At 72.6% G+C, this 19,801-nt stretch carries 16 protein-coding genes; 9 read left to right on the top strand and 7 right to left on the bottom strand.

Annotation, left to right across the window (positions count from 1 at the left end; translation table 11 throughout):
• Positions 1–109 precede the first annotated feature (109 nt).
• A complete protein-coding gene (locus OG780_RS29720) occupies positions 110–736 on the top strand; it encodes a DUF3043 domain-containing protein (protein WP_328453285.1) in 627 nt (208 codons plus the stop codon).
• 83 nt (positions 737–819) lie between these two features.
• Positions 820–1,521, top strand: coding sequence for a class I SAM-dependent methyltransferase (locus OG780_RS29715; RefSeq protein WP_328453284.1), 702 nt, complete (start codon positions 820–822; stop codon positions 1,519–1,521).
• A gap of 85 nt (positions 1,522–1,606) precedes the next feature.
• Here the strand turns inward: OG780_RS29715 and OG780_RS29710 are convergent, their stop codons facing one another.
• Positions 1,607–1,819 carry a hypothetical protein gene (locus OG780_RS29710; protein WP_326788229.1) on the bottom strand — a complete coding sequence of 71 codons (213 nt, stop codon included), beginning with the start codon at positions 1,817–1,819 and terminating at the stop codon, positions 1,607–1,609.
• Positions 1,820–1,932: 113 nt separating this feature from the next.
• Here OG780_RS29710 and OG780_RS29705 point away from each other — a divergent pair, with 113 nt between their 5' ends.
• Entirely contained in the window at positions 1,933–3,132 is a 1,200-nt protein-coding gene (locus tag OG780_RS29705; protein ID WP_328453281.1) for a bifunctional adenosylcobinamide kinase/adenosylcobinamide-phosphate guanylyltransferase, read from the top strand.
• A gap of 17 nt (positions 3,133–3,149) precedes the next feature.
• Here OG780_RS29705 and OG780_RS29700 read toward each other — a convergent pair whose 3' ends face one another.
• The gene (locus OG780_RS29700; protein ID WP_328453279.1) at positions 3,150–4,217 is read right to left on the bottom strand and encodes a class I SAM-dependent methyltransferase; all 1,068 of its coding nucleotides are present in this window, start codon (positions 4,215–4,217) and stop codon (positions 3,150–3,152) included.
• A gap of 122 nt (positions 4,218–4,339) precedes the next feature.
• Here OG780_RS29700 and cobT point away from each other — a divergent pair, with 122 nt between their 5' ends.
• From cobT to OG780_RS29685, 3 genes are all read left to right on the top strand, one after another.
• The gene (cobT, locus tag OG780_RS29695) at positions 4,340–5,512 is read left to right on the top strand and encodes a nicotinate-nucleotide--dimethylbenzimidazole phosphoribosyltransferase (RefSeq protein WP_328453277.1); all 1,173 of its coding nucleotides are present in this window, start codon (positions 4,340–4,342) and stop codon (positions 5,510–5,512) included.
• Between the two features lie 505 nt (positions 5,513–6,017).
• Positions 6,018–7,826, top strand: coding sequence for a phosphatidylglycerol lysyltransferase domain-containing protein (locus OG780_RS29690; protein ID WP_328453275.1), 1,809 nt, complete (start codon positions 6,018–6,020; stop codon positions 7,824–7,826).
• 43 nt (positions 7,827–7,869) lie between these two features.
• Positions 7,870–8,571, top strand: coding sequence for a hypothetical protein (locus OG780_RS29685; RefSeq protein WP_328453273.1), 702 nt, complete (start codon positions 7,870–7,872; stop codon positions 8,569–8,571).
• Here OG780_RS29685 and OG780_RS29680 read toward each other — a convergent pair.
• Positions 8,508–9,275 (bottom strand): hypothetical protein, encoded by a 768-nt coding sequence (locus OG780_RS29680; protein WP_328453271.1) that lies wholly within the window; start codon positions 9,273–9,275, stop codon positions 8,508–8,510. The genes OG780_RS29685 and OG780_RS29680 overlap by 64 nt on opposite strands.
• A gap of 60 nt (positions 9,276–9,335) precedes the next feature.
• Here OG780_RS29680 and OG780_RS29675 point away from each other — a divergent pair, with 60 nt between their 5' ends.
• Complete coding sequence (locus OG780_RS29675) at positions 9,336–10,130, top strand: adenosylcobinamide-GDP ribazoletransferase (RefSeq protein ID WP_326788222.1); 795 nt, start codon at positions 9,336–9,338, stop codon at positions 10,128–10,130.
• Between the two features lie 9 nt (positions 10,131–10,139).
• Here OG780_RS29675 and OG780_RS29670 read toward each other — a convergent pair whose 3' ends face one another.
• The 4 genes from OG780_RS29670 to OG780_RS29655 all read right to left on the bottom strand — a co-directional run bounded on the left by OG780_RS29670 (position 10,140) and on the right by OG780_RS29655 (position 16,086).
• Positions 10,140–10,787, bottom strand: coding sequence for a spherulation-specific family 4 protein (locus tag OG780_RS29670; RefSeq protein ID WP_328453268.1), 648 nt, complete (start codon positions 10,785–10,787; stop codon positions 10,140–10,142).
• Entirely contained in the window at positions 10,784–12,412 is a 1,629-nt protein-coding gene (locus OG780_RS29665; protein WP_328453266.1) for a hypothetical protein, read from the bottom strand. The genes OG780_RS29670 and OG780_RS29665 overlap by 4 nt, the downstream gene beginning before the upstream one ends.
• Positions 12,409–13,932: a GT4 family glycosyltransferase PelF gene (pelF, locus tag OG780_RS29660; protein ID WP_328453264.1), complete on the bottom strand. Its 1,524-nt coding sequence runs from the start codon at positions 13,930–13,932 to the stop codon at positions 12,409–12,411. Before pelF ends, OG780_RS29665 begins: the two co-directional genes overlap by 4 nt.
• A gap of 123 nt (positions 13,933–14,055) precedes the next feature.
• The gene (locus OG780_RS29655) at positions 14,056–16,086 is read right to left on the bottom strand and encodes a hypothetical protein (protein WP_328453262.1); all 2,031 of its coding nucleotides are present in this window, start codon (positions 16,084–16,086) and stop codon (positions 14,056–14,058) included.
• 348 nt (positions 16,087–16,434) lie between these two features.
• Between OG780_RS29655 and OG780_RS29650 the strand changes: the two genes are divergently transcribed.
• On the top strand, positions 16,435–17,961 hold the full coding sequence (locus OG780_RS29650; RefSeq protein ID WP_328453260.1) for a leucyl aminopeptidase: 1,527 nt from the start codon (positions 16,435–16,437) through the stop codon (positions 17,959–17,961).
• A gap of 316 nt (positions 17,962–18,277) precedes the next feature.
• A complete protein-coding gene (gene lpdA, locus OG780_RS29645) occupies positions 18,278–19,666 on the top strand; it encodes a dihydrolipoyl dehydrogenase (protein WP_328453258.1) in 1,389 nt (462 codons plus the stop codon).
• Positions 19,667–19,801: the final 135 nt, after the last annotated feature.

Below are 19,801 nucleotides of genomic sequence, written 5' to 3'. Positions count from 1 at the left end.
TCCGGCGTAAGGAGTAGGTGGCACCCGGGGGTGCACCCCGGAGCGACGTCCCCTCTGTCCACCACAGACGCACGGTGTTGCCGGATCGTTCCCCACTCGATCGACGTCCATGCTCGCGGACCCCGTACCCTTGGGTTTTGTGTTCCGTAGCCGTGCGAAGGAAGAGAAGGCCCCCGCCGACAAGGCGCAGGTGACCGACTCCAAAGTGACCCGTGACCCTCAGGCCCCCAAGGGCCGCCCCACGCCCAAGCGCAGTGAGGCCCAGACCCAGCGCCGCAGCGTCGCCCAGACGCCGACGACGCGCAAGGAGGCGGCCAAGCGCCAGCGTGACGACCGGCGTACGGCGATGGAGCGGCAGCGCCAGGCCCTGGCCAGTGGCGACGAGCGCTATCTGCCCGTGCGCGACAAGGGCAAGGTGCGCCGGTTCGCGCGCGACTACGTGGACTCGCGGCTCTGCATCGCCGAGCTCTTCCTGCCGCTGGCCGTGATCATCCTCATGCTGAGCGTGGTGCCGGTCGCCGTGCTCAAGAACGTGGCGCTGCTGCTCTGGCTGGTCATCATCGTGATGATCGTGGTCGACTCGTTCGTCATCGCGATCCGCCTGAGGAAGCAGCTCAACGCGCGCTTCCCGGAGGAGAACACCAAGGGCGCGGTCCGTTACGCGCTGATGCGCACCCTCCAGATGCGTCGACTCCGGCTGCCGAAGCCGCAGGTCAAGCGCGGAGAGCGGCCCTGAGCACTACGTCGTTCTCCGGGGGCGCGGCGGATGCCTGGCTGAGCAGGCTGGGCGGGCTGCGGGATGTCGTACGGCAGGAGCTGGTGGCCCGGCAGCTCGATGAGCAGATAACCGGGCGTTATCCGGTGGGGCAGCGCCTGCGGGTGCTCGACGTCGGGGCGGGCCAGGGCACACAGGCCCTGCGGCTCGCTCGGGCCGGCCACCAGGTGACCGGACTCGAACGGGACGCCACGATGATGTCGGTGGCCCGTGAGGCGCTGGCCGCCGAGCCCGAGGGCATCCGGAGCCGGGTGCGCCTCATCGAGGGCGACGGGCACGAGACGGGTGTGCACTTCCTGCCGGGCAGCTTCGACGTGGTGCTGTGTCACGGCGTCCTGATGTACGCCGAGGAGCCGGACGCCCTGCTGGCCGGGCTGGCGAGGATGCTGGCCCCGGGCGGGCTGCTCTCGCTGCTGGTGCGCAACGCGGACGCGCTGGCCATGCGGCCCGGGATCGGCGGGGACTGGACGACGGCGCTGGTCTCGTTCGACACGACCGCGTACACGAACCGGCTCGGTCTCGACGTCCGCGCCGACCGGCTCGCCACGCTGACCGGCACGCTCGCCGGGATCGGGGCTCCGCTGCACGCCTGGTACGGGGTGCGGGTCTTCACGGACACGGCGGCCGACGGCGCGCCGGTGCCGCCGGACGCGGAGACGATGCTGGCCGCCGAGGAGCGGGCCGGACGGACGGACCCCTACCGCCAGGTGGCGGCCCTTCTTCATCTGTGCGGCGTGCGGGGCTGACCGGCCCCGGGCCGCTGATGTCGCTCGCACGGGTGCCGTGGCGGGAGGCGGGTTGCCGGGGTGTGTCCCGGCAACCCCTACCGGCCTACTCCGTTTCGGCGTGCAGGCTCATCGGGCCGTAGATCTGCGTGCTGTCCTCGAAGAGGAACACCTGGTCCGCGCCGCCCGCCACAAGGTCCTTCCACACCTCACCGATCCAGGACTCGGCGTCGCCCTGGGTGGTGAACTCCTCGGGCTGCACCGCGGGTTGGACCTCTGTCCCGTCGGACTTCTCGAACCGCCACGTCCATGCCGCCATGTACGCCTCCAAGATGTGAGCACACTGCACAGCGGAAGCCGGACAAGATCCGTCTTCCGTCCGAAGCCTAGCCGGACGCGCAAGACGTGCGGGGACACGGAAAGATCGGCGGCGTGGAACTGACTCTGCTCGGCACCGGTGCCCCCGCGGGCCTGCCCCGCCCCGACTGTCCCTGCGCTGCCTGCGCGAGCGCGCTCGGCGAGGAGGCGCGGGCGGCCACCGCGCTGCTCGTGGACGGCACGCTGCTGCTCGACCTCACCCCCGGCGCCGCGTTCGCGGCGGCCCGCGCCGGACACTCGCTGGGCGGCGTACGGCAGGTACTGCTCTCCCACCCGCACGACGGGCCCGCGATGGAGGTGCCGGCCGGGCTGCCGCAGCCCGGCCGGGTGCCCGACGGACGGGAGTTGGCGCTGATGACGGGACACCGGGTGCGGGCGGTGCCGATGGACGCGCCCGGCACGGGCTACGCGGTGACCGGCCCGGCCGGACAGCGGCTGCTGTACCTGCCCCCGGGCGCGGCACCGGCCGGCCTGGACGAGAACGGCGAGGCCTATCACATGGTGCTCCTGGACGTGGTGGGACGTCCTGACGCCCTGGCCAAGCTGCGCGCGGCCGGCGCGGTCGACCCGACGACGGACGTGATCGCGGTGCACCTCGGTCACGACGTGCCCCCGGGGGCCGAGCTGCGCAGGAGGCTCGCCGCGGCGGGCGCGCGGGCCGTGCCCGACGGGGCCACGCTCGACGTGGGCGTGTACGAGGACGTGCCCGATGTGCCGCGCAGGACGCTGGTGCTCGGCGGGGCGCGTTCGGGCAAGTCGGTGGAGGCGGAACGGCGGATGGAGACCTTCGCCGACGTCCTCTACGTCGCCACGGGTGGCACGCGCGGCGGGGACTCCGAGTGGGCGCAGCGGGTCGGCGCCCACCGTGAGCGGCGGCCCGGCTCCTGGCAGACCGTCGAGACGTGCGACCTGGTCCCCCTCCTCGACGAGGACGGCCCGCCGCTGCTCGTCGACTGTCTCTCGCTGTGGCTGACGGACGCGATGGACTCGGTCGGCGCATGGGACGACGCCGAGTGGTCCGGGGGCGGTGAACGCGCCCTGCGCGCCCGCGTGGAGGAACTCGTCGCCGCGGTCCGCCGCACCCGCCGGACGCTCGTGGCCGTCTCGAACGAGGTCGGCTCGGGCATCGTGCCGGCCACGGCCTCCGGCCGCCGCTACCGCGACGAACTCGGGCGGCTGAACGCGGCCTTCGCCGGGGAGTGCGAGCACGTGCTGCTGGTGGTGGCGGGGCAGGCCCTGACACTGCGGGGCTGACCGCGGGCGGCGGCGGTTCAGGCCTCCTTGCGGGCGACGACGCGGTACGCGTTCGAGAAGCGGGTGCGGCGCAGCAGGGGGGCCGACAGCCGGTCCAGCGCGGCGGCGGAGGCGAGGAGCGGGAGGGACGCACGGCTCAGGGCCCGGCGCGCGGTGCGCTGGAAGGGGGTCGGCGGGGCCGGGCGCCAGGGGGTGTCGGGGCCGGGGAGTGCACGCCCGAGCGCCAGGGCGAGAGCCGCCGAGAGGTCGTGGGGGAGGTGCGGTTCGCGCCGGTCCGTGGCGACGACGACGCAGCCCAGGGACTCGAGTTCGCCGAGCAGGTTGGGCAGTGGCATGAGGTGCAGATGGCTTGGCTGGCCGTACGCCGGCCACCACTTGCCGAGCAGCGCGCCGAACGCGCAGTCGGGGTCGGGCACTTCGACCAGGAGGTGTCCGCCGGGTCTCAACACCGCGAGCGCGGCGCGCAGTTCCTGGCGCGGTTCGGGCGTGTGCTCCAGGTGGTGGAACATGCTCACGACGTCGTAGCGGGCGCGCAGCCGCTCCGCGATCCGCGGGTCGGTGAGCCGTCCGACGTGCGCCTCCTCCACCCGTCCCGCGGCCCGCGCCTTCTCGACGCGCCGCGTCGGGTCGAGGCCGTCGAAGGACGTGTACGGGTGGACCTCCTTGGCCGCCGCCGGGAAGTGTCCGTGCCCGGTGCCGATGTCGAGCCAGCTCTCCGGTTCCGCGAAGGGCAGCAGGGCGCGGGCTGCCGCGAGGTGGTGTCCGGTGCCGCCGCGGGCACGGAGCAGCCGTTCGGCGAGGCCGTCGTGGGTGTCCTCGCGGGGGTCCCGCCGGTAGAAGGCCAGCCCCTCGGGGGTGAGACGGGGGTTCTGGAAGGCGTGGGCGCAGTCCCCGCACACGTCGACGGCGAACGTTCCCGGCTTGCGCTGCCGCAGATCCGGTGTGCGCAGCCGGGTGCGCAGGCGCTTCGAACCGCACCACGGGCAGTCGGCGCGGCGCGGTTCGTGGAACCGGGCGGTGCCCCGGGCGAGTTCGGCCGCGTAGGCGGCACGGCGTTCGGCGATCGGCTGGGGAGTGGGGGGCATGGACGCTCCTGTCGGGGACGAGCCGTACGACAATCCGATACAAACGGTACGTATGCGATGGCGATCCGGAGCGCAACGACGTGGCGCGGACACGTTCGATCAGTGCCGGTACTGTTCGGCGAATGAGCTCGCTTAATCTCGACGACTTCACCGATCTGATCGAGCGTCCCGACGGAGGCGTCCGCCGTGACGCCGAGGCTCACCGGGAGCGCCGGAACGTGCCGCCCGGGGCGCTGGGCCGCCTCGACGACCTGGGTGAATGGCTGGCGGCGGCACAGTCCGCGGTGCCGGTACGGCCGATCGAGCACCCGCGCGCCCTGCTGTTCGCGGGCGACCACGGGATCGCGGCCCTCGGCGTGTCGGCGCGCCCCGCGGGCGGGGCGGGCCGGCTGGTGCGGGCGGTCCTGGAGGGCGCGAGCCCCGCGTCGGTGCTGGCCCGCAGGCTCGGCGTGCCGGTGCGGGTGATCGACATGTCGCTGGAGGCCGACCCCGAGGGACTGCCCGACGAGGTCGTACGGCACCGGATCCGGCGCGGTTCGGGGCGGATCGACGTCGAGGACGCGATGACCCTGGAGGAGGCGGAGGCCGCGTTCCGGGCCGGGGTCGCCATCGCGGACGAGGAGGCGGACTCCGGTACGGATCTGGTGGTGCTCGGCGACATCAGCGTGGGCGGGACCACGGCTGCGGCCGTCCTGGTCGCGGCGCTGTGCGGGACCGACGCGTCCGTCGTGACCGGGCGGGGCGGACAGGCCATCGACGACCTCGCGTGGATGCGCAAGTGCGCCGCGGTGCGCGACGCGCTGCGGCGGGCGCGGCCCGTGCTCGGGGACCAGCTCCAGCTCCTGGCGACGGTGGGCGGGCCCGACCTGGCGGCGATGACCGGGTTCCTGCTCCAGAGCGCGGCACGGAAGATGCCGGTGATCCTCGACGGTGTGGTGTCGGCCGCGTGCGCGCTGGTCGGCCAGCGGGTCGCCTTCCGTGCGCCGGACTGGTGGCTCGCCGGGCAGCGCAGCGGGGAGCCGGCCCAGGCGAAGGCGCTGGACCGGATGGCTCTCGAGCCGCTGCTCGACCACGGGGTGACGGTGGGCGAGGGGGCGGGCGCGCTGCTCGCCCTGCCGCTGGTCCAGGCTGCGGCGAGCCTCGCGGCGGAGCTTCCGGAGGCCTCTGCTCCGGCGACGGAGGAAACCCCGGAGGAGCCCTCCAAGCCCGAGTCCGAGTCCGAGTCCGGCCCTGAGTCCAACCCCGGCCCCGCGTCCGGCTCCGAGCCCGATTCGAGCGCCGGCTCCGACGCGTAGTCCCGGCCCGGGTCCGAGCCGGAGCCCGGGCCCAACTCCCACGCGTAGCCCTGGCCAGGTCCCGGCCGGAGTCCGGGCCCAGGCCGGGTTCCGGGTCCGGTCGGCCGGTCATCACCGCGCCCTTCTTTCGCCCCCTCCGCCCCTGCCCTTCCCGTACCTGGGGCTCCGCCCCGGACCCCGCTCCTCAAACGCCGGAGGGGCTGAATCTCCCCGCGCCCGAAAGCCGGGGTGGAGGGGCTGAATTCTCCCTGCGCCCGAAAGCCGGGATGGAGGCGCTGGATTCTCCCCGCGCCCGAGAAGCGGGCCGGAGGAGCTGGATTCTCCCCGCGCCCGAAAGGCTGGTCGGAGGGCCTGGATTTCCCCCCTCGCCCGAGAAGCGGGGCGGAGGGGTTGGATTTTCCCCGGCCGGAGCTGGGCTTTGCCCGGCTGGGGGTGAATTTCACGTACCCGCGGTCGGACCGGACCTCCCTCGCGGTGACCGTTGTGCCCCATATCATCCCGAGCTATGGGAGATGCCCGGATTGCCGTTGCCGTTGCCGTTGAGCAGGAGCGGGCTTCGGGCCGCCGGAGTGATGGGGACCGGCGGTCCACGGCTGCCTCCCGGCGGTCCGCCGCGTTCGCCGTGTGGTACCTGCGCGCGGTCACGTTCATCAACTTTCTGAGCGCCGCCTGGGTGTCGCTCGGACAGGACGTCCGACGGCACAACACCGAGAACTACTTCACGCCGTATCTGCTGACCGCGGGCTTCGCCTCCGGTGTGTTCACGATGTTCCTGGCCATCACGATGCGGCGGCGCAAGCGGGCCGCGTGGATCCTCAACTCGGTGCTCAGCGGGCTGTTCCTGCTGCTGTTCGGCATCGCGATGGCGTTCCCGGAGATCCGCCAGTACGCGCAGAACTGGGTCTCGCTCGCGCTGACCGCCGCCTTCGTGGGCTCCCTGGCCGTCGGCCGCCGGGAGTTCTACGCCAAGGGCGACCGGTCGAACCCGAGGCTGGCCGCGGCCGTCGCGCTCGGGGGACTCCTGGTCACCTCGCTGCTCGCCGCCCTGCTGGTCACCGTCACCAACGACGCGCACGACGCGTACCGTTCGACCTTCCTGGACCGCTGGCGCTACGGCACCCTGCGGCTCGTCTCGGTCGCCGCCGACGACTCCCACTACCCGGGGATCTCGACACCGAACTGGGCCGACGTCACCGTCAACGTGCTCAGCACCCTGCTGGTGCTCGCCGTGCTCTACGCGGCCTTCCGCTCCCGGCGCGCCGTCGACCCGCTCACCGAGGACGACGAGAAACGGCTGCGGGAGCTGCTCGACCGCAACGGGGACCGGGACTCGCTGGGCTATTTCGCGCTGCGCCGGGAGAAGAGCGTGGTCTGGTCGCCCACAGGCAAGGCGGCGGTGGCGTACCGGGTGGTGGGCGGGGTCTCCCTGGCGAGCGGCGACCCCATCGGCGACCCGGAGGCATGGCCCGGGGCCATCGAGCCCTGGCTCGCCGAGGCCCGGGAGCACGGCTGGATCCCGGCGGTGATGGGCGCGAGCGAGGAGGCGGGCACCGTCTACTCCCGGCATGGACTCGACGCCCTGGAGCTGGGCGACGAAGCCCTCGTCGAGACGGCCGAGTTCACCCTCGAAGGACGGGCCATGCGGACCGTCCGGCAGGCTTACAACCGGGTCGGGCGGGCCGGGTACCGGGTGCGCATCCGGCGGCACGAGGACATCCCGGCCGCCGAGATGGCGTATCTGCTCCAGCGTGCGGACGACTGGCGCGACGGCGCGACCGAGCGCGGTTTCAGCATGGCGCTGGGCCGGCTCGGCGACCCCGAGGACGGGCGCTGCGTGATGCTCGAATGCACGGACGCCGAGGGCGAGTTGAGGGCGGTGCTGTCCTTCGTGCCGTGGGGGCCCGGCGGGCTCTCCCTCGACCTGATGCGGCGCGACCGCGACGCGGAGAACGGGCTCATGGAGTTCATGGTGATCGAACTCCTGCGGCGCGCCCGGGAGATCGGGATCACCCAGGTCTCGCTCAACTTCGCCATGTTCCGTTCGGTCTTCGAGCGGGGGGCGCGTCTCGGCGCGGGCCCCGTGCTGCGGCTGTGGCGCTCGCTGCTCAGCTTCTTCTCCCGCTGGTGGCAGATCGAGTCGCTGTACCGGGCCAACGCCAAGTACCGGCCGATCTGGGAGCCGCGGTTCCTGCTCTTCGAGAAGAGCGCGGACCTGCTGCGCATCGGGGTCGCGTCCGCGCGCGCCGAGGGGTTCCTGGAGGCACCGGGCCTGCCGAAGTGGCTGCACCGCAAGCACCTGGAGTCGCACAGATGAGACCGGCGCGGACCCGCGGGGGGAGAGCCGTGGGGACGGCCGGATGAGCGCACCCGCCCACTGGGCCCGCGCCGAGTGGGGTCTGCTGTACGCGACCGTGCGCCGGGCGCTGCGGGCGAGGGGGTGGCGGGCGGTCCCGATGACCCTCGGCGCGGTGTGTCTGACGGCCGTCCTCCAGGTCGTCCAGAACCAGTCCTGGGGCTACCGGCTGGTGCAGGACACGGGTGCCGTCCGGGCCGGGGACCCGCTGTGGCTCGCCCTGGTCCGCACCCCGCTCTCCCTGTTCGTGCCGGCGCTGGATCTGCCCGTGTGGGGCGCGCTCGCACAGGTCCTGGCCGTCTTCGGGATCGCCGAGATCTGTCTGGGCTGGTGGCGCACCCTGATGGTCGCGTACGTCGCCACGCTGGCCGGAACGCTGTACGCCCGTGTCGGCATCGCGCTCGGCCCGCACCGTCCGCCGGGGCTGCCCGGGGCGGACGCGCTGGTCGTCGACACCGGCCCGTCGGCGGCGGTGGTGGGCCTCGCCGTGTTCCTGTGCTGGCGCTACCGGGCGTACGCGACGGCGGGGATCGTGATCGGGGCCATGGCGGCCGAGGTGATCGTCAAGGACAACCTGGCGGGCAAGGAACACCTGGCGGCGATCGCCGCGGTGCTGGTGGTGTGCTGCCTCTCCGCCGCGCGTCACCGCTGTTCGGGCAGGGAGCGGGCGGCGGCCGGGTCGGGTTTGCCGCCGATCCACTCCTGAACCCTGCGGGCGGGACCCGCCCAGCGGCGGTCGTGCCGGTAGGCGCGCAGCCGTGCCCGGGCCCGGGTGCGCGGCCGGTTCCGGTAGAAGCGCTTGGCCCACGGCGACGCGGGCTTGGCCAGCCTGACGGCGCCGATGAGGGCGATGAAGGGAACGATCACCCCGAAGATCGCCGTGCGGGCCTTGCCCTTGCTCAGGGTGAGCAGCGCGAAGAAGAAGTTCAGGGCGATGGTCACGATCGCACTGGCGCGGTTCTGCGCCTCCTGGTCGCTGAGGTCGTTGACGCCGAGCGGCGAGAAGCCGCTGAGCATCAGGCCGACGAGGGCGGCCGTGAGCACCACGACCTCGACGCTCTTGCGCCCGTCCTCGGTCCAGTAGACGTCGTCGAGATGCAGGATCAGCGCGAACTCGTCGAGCACCAGACCCGTTCCGATGCCGAACACCACGGCGCTCACGCAGGGCCAGAATCCGTACCGGCTGCCGGCGACGGCGCCGAAGCCGCCGATCACCGTGAGCACGACACCGGGAACCACGTGGTGGATGTGCAGATCACCGGCCTTGACGTTGCCGAAGGGTCCCTTGCCGGCTCGGATCATCCGCACGATGGCACGCGTGACCGCGAAGGTCACGACGAACGAGGCCAGCGCCAGAAACAGGGGGAGCTTCCCGGGCTCGACGATGTTCCGATACCACCAATGACCCATATGCGAACTTTATCCACTGCCGCCGTATCCGCCCGCCGGGCGTCCGGGTACCCTGCGCCGATGTCCAAGACCGCCTCCGGCGCCTCGCCGGCCGACAGCCTCCGCTTCGCCTTCGGCACCCTCACCGTGCTCCCGGTGAAGGTGACCCGCTGGGACCGTGACGCGGCGCGCGGCGGCATGCTGTGCGCTCCCCTGGCCGGTCTGGTGGTCGGGGCGGGCGCGGCACTGGTCGGCGTGGCGCTGCTGGCCATGGGATCGGGCGCGCTGCTCGCGGCCGTGGCCACAGCCGCCGTACCGGCCGCGCTGACCCGGGGTCTGCACCTCGACGGTCTCGCCGACACCGCCGACGGACTGGGCAGCGCGAAACCCGCCGAGGACGCGCTGCGGATCATGAAGCAGTCGGACATCGGGCCGTTCGGCGTGATCACCCTCCTGTTCGTCCTGCTCGCCCAGGTGGCCGCACTCGCCCAGGCGTACGAGGTCTCGTGGGGCCGGGGTGTCCTCGCGGCCGTCGTCTCGGCGGCCGCGGCCCGCCTCGCTCTCACGCTCGCGGCCCGCACCGGGGTGCCCGCGGCCCGCCCCGGGGGGCTGGGCGCGGCGGTCGCCGGCACCGTGCCGGTACGCGGCGCGCTGCTGGTGGCGGCGGCGGTGACCGGCGTGGCGGCGGGCGCCGGCGCGCTCGTGGGGACGTACGACCTCGTGCGCGCCGCGGTGGCGGTGGGCCTGTCGTGTCTGGCCGCCGAACTGCTGCTGCGGCACTGCACCCGGCGCTTCGGCGGTGTCACCGGCGACGTGTTCGGCGGCCTGGCGGAGACGGCGGCGACGACCGCGCTCGTGGTGCTCTCGCTGGGCTGATCACCGCGGTCACGGGGCGGGGGCCAGGCCGTGGGGCAGGGTGCCCCAGGGATGGTCTCCCGTGCCGGGGACCGCGCAGTACAGTCCGGCCCCCCTCTCCCCGGCCCGCGCCGCCGTGTCGGCGTCGGCCGGCGCTCCGTGGACGAGATGGCACAGGCGCACGCCGGTACCCGTCCACGGCGGCGGGGGCTTCCTGCGATAGGTGGCCCAGGTGCCCTCGAAGGTGACGAGGACGTCGGCGATACGGGCGTACGAGGGGTGCGGTGCCGTGCCGTGGTTGAGGACGAGGGTGCCGCCGCCCGATGCCCGCACCGCCGTCGCCAGCCGCCGGTAGTAGCCGAACCCGGCCTCCGTGGCGGCCACCTGGTCGAGGAACACACCGTCGGTGCCGAACCAGTCGCGGTGCCGGGCCAGTTCGCGCCGGACGTCCCCGGGCGGCCTGCGCCCGTACGCCGTGTCGACGTACCCGAGGACCCGGACGTCCGCGGCGCGCAGCCGTCCGGCGACCGCCGCGAACTCCGGGTCCGGACGGTCCCCGGGGCCGCTGGCGGGGTTGAGCACCACGCCGTAGAGCCGGGGCGCGGCAGCGACGAGCGCGTCCCACTCGGCCGGGCGGACGGCGGGGTGCTCGTAGTACGGGACGAGGAGGGACTTCACCGGTGGGCCGTCACCTTTCCCAGCCGGGCGCAGACGAGCAGGGTCTGGGCGCCCGCCGCCGCGCCGTACACGATCAGGCCCACCCAGTGCGCGTCGCCCGTGTGCGTGACCAGTGCCGCGGTCTGGGCGAGCGCGGCGGCACAGACGACGGCGGCGGTGCCGGTGACGGCGCCGAAGGACTGGAGCAGCAGCCCGGTCCACATGACCACCCCCAGCAGGAGCAGTCCGCCGAGCCTGACCCCGTCCGCGGCCGCGGGCGCGTGCGGCCACAGCACGGAGACACCGAGGCCGAGCACGAGCAGGGAGGCGAGGTAGCCGGTCAGGCAGCTCAGGAGCGTGCCGGCGGAGGCCCGCCGGAAGCTCCTCGCCGAGGTGCTGGAGCGCAGTCCGGCGAGGCTCCCGCTGCGGAACCGGAACAGCAGCCACTCGGCGGGGCCCATGCTGAGGGTCAGCGCGACCGCGGCCGGCGCGGCGACCGCCGTACGGGCTCCCGTCAGGACGTCTCCGAGCGCCGCGTACAGCACGAGGACACCGCTGCCGAGCCCGAAGAGGGCGTACGCGACGGTTCCGGCGTGCCGGCCCGCGGCGGACCGGCGGGCGCGCAGCCGCGCGGCGACCGTGCCGAGGCGGCCCGGAGCGGTTCCCGGTTTCCCCGCGGCCGGCCGGCCCGCGGAGGCCGCGCGCGGCTCACCGGCCCGCCCGGACGGCTCGGCGCCGCCCCGCAGACGGCCGTACGGCAGCAGCGCGACCAGACCCGCGCCCCAGCTCCCCTCGCCCAGCTCGCGTACCGCAGGGGCCACTTCGAGGAGTCCGAGCAGGGCGACCGCCGCCAGGGAGCCCAGCAGCAGGGCCATGCGCGCCAGGTCGGGGACCGGGTGGAACACGGTGACGACGGCGCCCGCCGTCATGGGGGCCAGGGCGGCGAGCAGCATGCGTTCCCTGCCCATGACCAGCAGAACGGTGGCCGCGCCCAGGTAGCCGGACTGCCCTGCGGCGAAGGCGACGGCGCCCCGGCCGGCCGATCCCGCCGCCGCGAAGGCCACCAGGGAGCCGAGCAGGACACCGGCCGGGGTGCCGACGAGCAGCGCGCGGCGGGCGGCCGAGCGGTCACCGAGCCCCATCCAGGTGTACGCGCGGTGGGCGAGCCCCTGGTTCCAGGTCCAGCCGCACAGCGCCCCGGCGAGCATCGGAACGGTGCCGGCCGGGAGTCCGAAGGCACCCTTCGGTCCCGCGAGGAGGGGTCCGGCGAGGACGTAGCCGAGGCCGGGGAGGGCGAAGACGATGCCGCGCAGGAGGCAGCCGATCAGACCGGTCCGCCAGGGGTCGGGGGCCGGCTCCCCGGGCTCGGGATAGCCCCGCTCGACCCGCTCGAACAACTCCTCGGCGAGGGCGAAGGAGTTGGTGACGCCGTACCGTTCGCGGATCTGGTCGTCCGAGAGGCCGTCGGATTCGAGGAGCGCGGCCACCTCGTCGGGATGGACGGCGGCGGTCACGAACTCCGCGAGGTCCGCGGCGAGTTCGTCGATCGGGTCGGGCAGTCCCCAGCTCGCCGGGCGGCGCTGGCTCGGCACCAGGGGACGGGTGGCCTCGTGCGCCCCGGGCTGGGTGCGCAGGGAGCCGCTCACCAGCCGGTCCCGTCCGTGGCGACGGCCTGGTACCAGGGGTCGCGCAGTTCGAGGGTCCAGTCGTCGACGGTCTCCACGGCGGGCTCGTACACCGCGGGCCGGCCCGCCAGTTCCTGGTAGACCGTCCTGAACGCGTCGACGGAACGGCGCAGCGTGAACCGGTCGATGACCCTCTGGCGGGCCAACTCGCCGAGGTCCAGGCGTCGTTCCTCGTCCCGCAGCAGGGTGAGGGCGGCGGCGGCCATCTTCTCCGGTTCGCGGGGCGGGACGACGATCCCGGTGTCGCCGACCGCCTCCCGCACCCCGCCCACATCCGTGGAGACCGTCGTACGGCCGCAGGACATGGCTTCGATGATCGAGAACGGGAAGCCCTCCGAGATGGAGGACAGCATGACGACGTGGCCGGCCGCGTAGGCGCGCCACACCTCGGTGATGCGCCCCTCGAAGGTCAGCCCGTCGGTGACGCCCAGTTCGGCGGCGAGTTTCTCCAGTCGGGTGCGGTACGCCTCCCCGCCGGGCGGCACGGGACCGAACAGCCGCAGCCGGGTCTCGGGCAGTTCGGCGCGCACCATGGCGTACGCGCGAAGGAGGGTCTCCAGGTCCTTGATGGGGTCGACCCGGCCGCACCAGGTGAGGGTGGGCACGGCGGGTTCGGGTCCCGCGTGCGGGAAGGCGTGCGGGTCGACGCCGTTGTAGACCGTGCGGATCCGGTCCCCGTCGGCGCCGCCGCGCTCCTCCCAGCGGCGGTTGTACTGGTTGCAGGGGGTGATGAGGTCGGCGGCGCGATAGCCGAGGGAGTTCAGTTCGCGGTAGAAGCCGAGCATGAACGCCTTGACGGGCCAGCGCTGTCCGGCACCGCGGTAGCCGAGGTAGCGCTCGCGCAGATAGATGCCGTGCTCGGTGAGCAGGAACGGGACCCCGTCCAGGTGGTGCGCGACGAGGGCGGGCAGCGTGGCGAGGCCGCTGCTGACCGCGTGGGCGACGGAGTCCTCCGGGATCCGGACGCCGAGCGGGCGCAGCGCGTGTTCCAGCAGGTCCGTCGCCGTGAGCGCGTCGTGCACGGTGGGCCGGGCCGCCGCCGTCGGCAGGTGCGGCATGGTCCAGATCCACATCAGCGAGCGCAGCGCCGATTCGCCGCGCAGGGCGGCCGAGAGGCGTCCGTCGCGGGCGAGCGCGGCCAGTTCGTACAGGGCGTCGCCGAAGTCCTCGGGCGAGTCGGGGTCGAGGAAGGAGAGCAGGAAGCGTTCGTAGATCTCGGCGAAGCGGCGCTGGGCGCGGCCCAGTGGCGGGCGTGCGCGGCCGGGGCGCGGTCCCCAGGTCGGTACGCGGGTGTGCCGGTAGACGTTGGGCGGCAGCTCCCAGGTCACGGGTTCGCGGCCGCTGCCGGTGAGCGAGACGATGTGGAAGTCGACCTCCGGCATGCCCTTGATCAGCTGGTCGCACCAGGTGCTGACCCCGCCGTGGACATGTGGGTAGGTGCCTTCGGTGAGCATGGTGACATGACGGCCTGTGCGCATCATGTGTGGTTCCCCCCTGGGACTGTTTCTTCGGAGAGCCCCCCGGCTCCCCGTCGCACGGCTCACGAGCGCACCCCGGCCGGGTCGGGGCCGGGGTGCGCGTCGTGAGCCGCGGTACCGCCGTGCTTACGCGGGCAGGTTCAGCTTGACCGCGGGCTGAAGGAGCTCCGGCTTGGTCCAGTCGTTGCGCTGTCCCGCGTACGGCGTGCCGAACGCGGTGGTGCCGACCAGGAGTTGCTTCTTGGTCCCCTCGGGCACGGTCACCGGGATGTCGGTCCCGGACGGGGCGGTGACGGTGACGGTGTTGCCGACGCGGTAGGCCGTGACCTTGCCGCTCGCCAGGGCCGTCTGCCAGGCGTTACGGCGCTGGAGTTCCGTGCCGATCGCGCTCTGGCGGGGGTTCTGCAGCGGGGTGTTGTCGGCGTAGATCGCCTTGTAGTCGGCGAGCACCTTGTCCAGGACCGGGTAGAGGATGCGCCCCTCGGCCAGGTTGGACTGGTGGACGTAGTGCGGACGCGGGTCGTTGCCGATGGCGTGCCCGAGCGCGGTGCGCGCCTCGGCCGGGACGATGTAGTCGGCGTAGCCGGTGGCCGCGTTCAGCGGGGCCGGCAGGCAGGTGGACGTCGCGTTGTTCTCGCACAGGCCGCTGCCGCCGGCGGCCTTCGAGGTGTAGATGTAGTTGTACTCGTCGGCCATCTCCTCGGGCGTGCCGGTGTTGTAGTAGACGTTCATCGGGTAGCGGGGAACGGTCATCACGCCGTTGCCGACCGAACGCTGCTCGGGCTCACGGGAGTTGTCGGACCCGGTCCACTTGACGCCGTTCTCGGCCATGGCACGCACGAGGTTCGGGTTGTCGACGGGCTGCTGGGGCAGCGTCTTGAGGCCCGAGTGCTCGCCGGTCACCAGCTCGGTGCGGTCGGTGGACAGGCCGTGGGAGGCCGCCCAGCTGTTGTTGTCCGCGATCTGCGCGGAGATGTCGGCCCGGCTCACGTACTTCGTGGTGCCGTTGGTGTTCTTCGCGCAGGTCCAGGGGACGGTCGTGGTGTCCTGGACGCAGCCGAGGAACAGGTGCGTGTAGGTGTGGTTCATCCAGCGGAACTTGGCCTTGTCGGCGAGCAGCCGGTCCGTGAGGGCGTCGGTGCCGCCGTTCTCGGACTTCCACTCCTCGCCCGCGCCCGCGTTGAAGACCATGTCCAGCGTGAATCCGTGGTCGGCCTCCCACTGGGCGGCGTAGGCGGCGTCGGCGGCGGTCATCCGGATCGGCGTGGTGGTGTCCTCGCCGTCGCCGCCCGCGCAGTCGATGTCGCCCGGGGTGCAGTTGCGCTCGGAGTCCCAGCGGGCGTCGGGCGCGAAGACGTCGTCGACGTGGACGGCGAAGTAGTTCCTGGCCTGTCCGAGGTGCACTCCCTGGGTGAGCCATTCGACGATTCCGCGCGCCAGGACCTTGAACTGCTTCTGGTACTGGTTGTACGCGAAGGTCACCACGAGCTCGCGGCGCCCGTCGTGCTCGTACTGCCCGAGCATCGAACCGCCGCTGGGCGCGTTCAGGTAGCTGGTGAACCCCTCCCTCGGGTGGGCCGCGTAGCCGTAGGTCTCCTGCACGGCCGGATCGTTGTCCTCGAAGGTCAGCGGTCCGTCGAGGTAGCGGAACGGGCCGGCCGTGCCCGCCGCGGTGATCTGGGAGGTCGTGCCGTCCAGCACGCCGGACCAGCCGCCGTTCTGGTCGGTGTAGTCGAGACCGACCTCGGGGTGGGCCCAGGTGTAGGCGTCGACCTGCGGGATGCCGAACGTCTTCTCGTACGACTCCAGCGCGGTCTGTTCGGCCGAACCCGCGCCGAACGGAGCCTCGTTCGGCAGGACGACGCCCTGGTACTTGGCGCGCGGGACGCCGTTCACGGTGTCGCTCAGGAACGTCGCGTTGACGGTCGGGCGGTTCGTGTCGCCCAGGTTGACCGTGGTGTACGGGACACCGGAGTTCTTGAGCTCCGCGGTGATGGCTCCGACCTGGCCCGCGCCGTTGTCCACGACCAGGACCTTGAGGTCGATCCGCGGCGTGACCGCCGCGGACGCGCCGGGCGCCCCCATGCCCAGCGCAAGGAGTCCGGCGGCCCCCAGGACGGCAGCCGTCCCTCTCCACCGTTGCAGACTCTGTGCCATATGTAGCTTTCTCCCCCTAGAGCATCCCCCACGGGTGGAAACCATGGGGAATCTGTGGAAATCGTGCAAAGCAGTGGGCGGCGTGCCCACTGAACACGATGAGTGTGTCTCAGGTCACCGGGAGTGAGGGGCGGAAATACGACACGGCGCCACCTGTGGGTGAACGTCCGCAGGAATGAGCGAAACCCGACCCCGAGCGTAGGCTCGTCCCGGGTACTCGCCCGCCCTGTCACGGGCCCCGGCAAGGACCGCCCCCGAGGACGGATCTAGGGTCAGCCGTCGGGCCCGGTCGACCCACCTCTTCTCGGCCACACACGAACTTTCAATGGAAGCGGAGATCTCACCACCGTGACTGCTCTCACTCTCAGCACCGCCGCAGCGTCCGGTCTGCGGGCCGACGCGATCGTCGTCGGTGTCGCGAAGGGCCCCAAGGGCCCGGTCGTCGCACCGGGCGCCGAGGCCGTGGACAACGCCTACGACGGCGGGCTCGCCGGGATCCTCGAGACCCTCGGGGCCTCGGGATCCGAGGGCGAGGTGACCAAGCTGCCCGCGCCGTCCGGTTTCAAGGCCCCCGTCGTGGTGGCCGTCGGCCTGGGAGCCGTCCCCGAGGACGAGGCCGGCTACGACGCCGAGGCGCTGCGCCGCGCGGCCGGTGTCGCCGCCCGCGCGCTCGCCGGCGCCAAGAAGGCCGCGTTCGCGCTGCCGGTCTCGGACGCCGCCGACGCCGGTGCCGTCGCCGAGGGCGCCCGCCTGGGCGCGTACGGCTTCGACGCCTACAAGGAGACGGGCCGCAACGAGGCCGCCAAGGGCCGCAAGGGCCCGCTCGGCGAGGTGACCGTCCTCGGCGGCAAGCCCCGCGACGCCGCGTTCAAGGCTGCCCTCACGCGCGCCACCGCCGTGACCGAGGAGCTCAACCGCGCCCGCGACCTCGTCAACACCCCGCCGAACGACCTCAACCCGGAGTCCTTCGCCGCCGTCGCCACCGCGGCCGGCAAGGAGCACGGCATCAAGGTGCAGGTGTTCGACGAGAAGGCCCTGGCCAAGGGCGGCTTCGGCGGCATCCTCGGTGTCGGCGCCGGAGCGGTCGCCGGTCCCCGCCTGGTGAAGCTGTCGTACACCTCCTCGAAGGCCGAGAAGCACCTCGCCTTCGTCGGCAAGGGCATCACCTACGACTCGGGCGGCATCTCGCTCAAGCCCGCCGGGCACAACGAGACGATGAAGTGCGACATGGCCGGCGCCGCCGCGGTCTTCGCCGCCGTGGTCACCGCCGCGCGCCTCGGCCTGGAGGTCAACGTCACCGGCTGGCTCGCGCTCGCCGAGAACATGCCGTCCGGCTCCGCCACCCGTCCGGGTGACGTGCTGCGCATGTACAGCGGCAAGACCGTCGAGGTCCTGAACACCGACGCCGAGGGCCGGCTGGTCCTGGCGGACGCGCTGTGGAAGGCGTCCGAGGAGAAGCCGGACGCGATCGTCGACGTGGCGACGCTGACCGGCGCGATGGTGCTGGCGCTCGGCAACCGCACCTTCGGTGTGATGGCCAACGACGACGCGTTCCGTGCCGCGATCGTCGAGGCCGCCGACGAGGTCGGCGAGGAGTCCTGGCCGATGCCGCTGCCCGAGCACCTGCGCAAGGGCATGGAGTCCCCCACCGCCGACATCGCCAACATGGGCGAGCGCATGGGCGGCGGCCTCGTCGCCGGCCTGTTCCTGCAGGAGTTCGTCGGCGAGGGCATCACCTGGGCGCACCTGGACATCGCGGGCCCCGCGTTCAACGAGGCCGGCCCCTTCGGCTACACCCCCAAGGGCGGCACCGGTTCCGCGGTCCGCACCCTGGTCCGTCTCGCCGAGCTGACGGCGGCCGGCGACCTGGGCTGAGCACTCGCACGGCACACCGGCCCCGGGCGTCACCGCGCCCGGGGCCGCTCGTATGGCCGAACCGGGGTTTCGCCCTCGACGAAATCCGCAGGTTCACCCGGCTCCGCACCCCGTCGACGTGATGGATCAGACGCCGCACACACCGGCCCGGCGTCTCGCTCGCCCTCGACAAGTGCGAAGATGGGTTCTCGGCAGGACAGGGCCCCCACCACAGGGCCGTAGAAAGAGCGGCCGGACACCAGCCGACCGACCGGTCAACCACCCGCAAGGGACAAAGGTGCCCGGCGTAACGGCGCACATGCATGGAGGACGTGACGTGGCGAACGACGCCAGCACCGTTTTCGACCTAGTGATCCTCGGCGGCGGTAGCGGCGGTTACGCCGCGGCGCTGCGCGGAGCGCAGTTGGGCCTGGACGTCGCCCTGATCGAGAAGGACAAGGTCGGCGGTACCTGCCTGCACCGTGGGTGCATCCCCACGAAGGCCCTGCTGCACGCGGGCGAGATCGCCGACCAGGCCCGCGAGAGCGAGCAGTTCGGCGTCAAGGCCACCTTCGAGGGCATCGACGTACCCGCCGTCCACAAGTACAAGGACGGTGTCATCTCGGGCCTGTACAAGGGTCTGCAGGGTCTCATCGCGTCCCGCAAGGTGACGTACATCGAGGGTGAGGGCCGTCTGTCCTCCCCGACCTCCGTCGACGTGAACGGGCAGCGCGTCCAGGGCCGCCACGTGCTCCTCGCGACCGGTTCCGTGCCGAAGTCGCTGCCGGGCCTGGAGATCGACGGCAACCGCATCATCTCCTCGGACCACGCGCTCGTCCTGGACCGCGTGCCGCAGTCCGCGATCATCCTGGGCGGCGGCGTCATCGGCGTCGAGTTCGCCTCGGCGTGGAAGTCCTTCGGTGCCGAGGTGACCGTCATCGAGGGCCTCAAGCACCTCGTCCCGGTCGAGGACGAGAACTCCTCCAAGCTTCTCGAGCGCGCGTTCCGCAAGCGGGGCATCAAGTTCAACCTGGGCACCTTCTTCTCGAAGGCCGAGTACACCCAGAACGGTGTCAAGGTCACCCTCGCCGACGGCAAGGAGTTCGAGGCCGAGGTCCTGCTCGTCGCCGTCGGCCGCGGCCCGGTCTCGGCCGGTCTCGGCTACGAGGAGCAGGGCGTCGCGATGGACCGCGGCTACGTCCTGGTCGACGAGTACATGCGCACGAACGTCCCGACGATCTCCGCCGTCGGCGACCTCGTCCCGACGCTCCAGCTCGCCCACGTCGGCTTCGCCGAGGGCATGCTGGTCGCGGAGCGGCTGGCCGGTCTCAAGACCGTCCCGATCGACTACGACGGCGTGCCGCGCGTGACGTACTGCCACCCCGAGGTCGCCTCCGTCGGCATCACCGAGGCCAAGGCCAAGGAGATCTACGGCGCGGACAAGGTCGTCGCCCTGAAGTACAGCCTCGCGGGCAACGGCAAGAGCAAGATCCTCAACACCTCGGGCGAGATCAAGCTCGTCCAGGTGAAGGACGGTGCCGTGGTCGGCGTCCACATGGTCGGCGACCGCATGGGCGAGCAGGTCGGCGAGGCCCAGCTGATCTACAACTGGGAAGCGCTGCCCGCCGAGGTCGCCCAGCTCATCCACGCCCACCCGACGCAGAACGAGGCGCTCGGCGAGGCCCACCTCGCGCTCGCGGGCAAGCCGCTGCACGCGCACGACTGATCGGCCCGGCCGGGGGGACTTCCCGGCCACCGGCCGTCCCCAGTCACCGCGTCGAGCAGGGCTCGACGACGACCACAGACTTCCGCACTTCCCCGAGCTCTCGATCCCGGTCGGGCAGGGGAGACCCCAATAAGG

This window comes from Streptomyces sp. NBC_00386, assembly GCF_036063235.1.
Classification (GTDB): Bacteria; Actinomycetota; Actinomycetes; order Streptomycetales; family Streptomycetaceae; genus Streptomyces.
Note: the sequence above shows the minus strand (reverse complement) of the source record. Positions and strands in the feature narration are given on the sequence as shown.

Coding starts and splice junctions, on each gene's coding strand:
- OG780_RS29655 (WP_328453262.1), bottom strand. CDS start 16,086: ATGGCACAGAGTCTGCAACGGTGGAGAGGGACGGCTGCCGTCCTGGGG.
- OG780_RS29710 (WP_326788229.1), bottom strand. CDS start 1,819: ATGGCGGCATGGACGTGGCGGTTCGAGAAGTCCGACGGGACAGAGGTC.
- OG780_RS29680 (WP_328453271.1), bottom strand. CDS start 9,275: ATGGGTCATTGGTGGTATCGGAACATCGTCGAGCCCGGGAAGCTCCCC.
- pelF (WP_328453264.1), bottom strand. CDS start 13,932: ATGATGCGCACAGGCCGTCATGTCACCATGCTCACCGAAGGCACCTAC.
- OG780_RS29675 (WP_326788222.1), top strand. CDS start 9,336: ATGTCCAAGACCGCCTCCGGCGCCTCGCCGGCCGACAGCCTCCGCTTC.
- cobT (WP_328453277.1), top strand. CDS start 4,340: ATGAGCTCGCTTAATCTCGACGACTTCACCGATCTGATCGAGCGTCCC.
- OG780_RS29685 (WP_328453273.1), top strand. CDS start 7,870: ATGAGCGCACCCGCCCACTGGGCCCGCGCCGAGTGGGGTCTGCTGTAC.
- OG780_RS29690 (WP_328453275.1), top strand. CDS start 6,018: ATGGGAGATGCCCGGATTGCCGTTGCCGTTGCCGTTGAGCAGGAGCGG.
- OG780_RS29700 (WP_328453279.1), bottom strand. CDS start 4,217: ATGCCCCCCACTCCCCAGCCGATCGCCGAACGCCGTGCCGCCTACGCG.
- OG780_RS29720 (WP_328453285.1), top strand. CDS start 110: ATGCTCGCGGACCCCGTACCCTTGGGTTTTGTGTTCCGTAGCCGTGCG.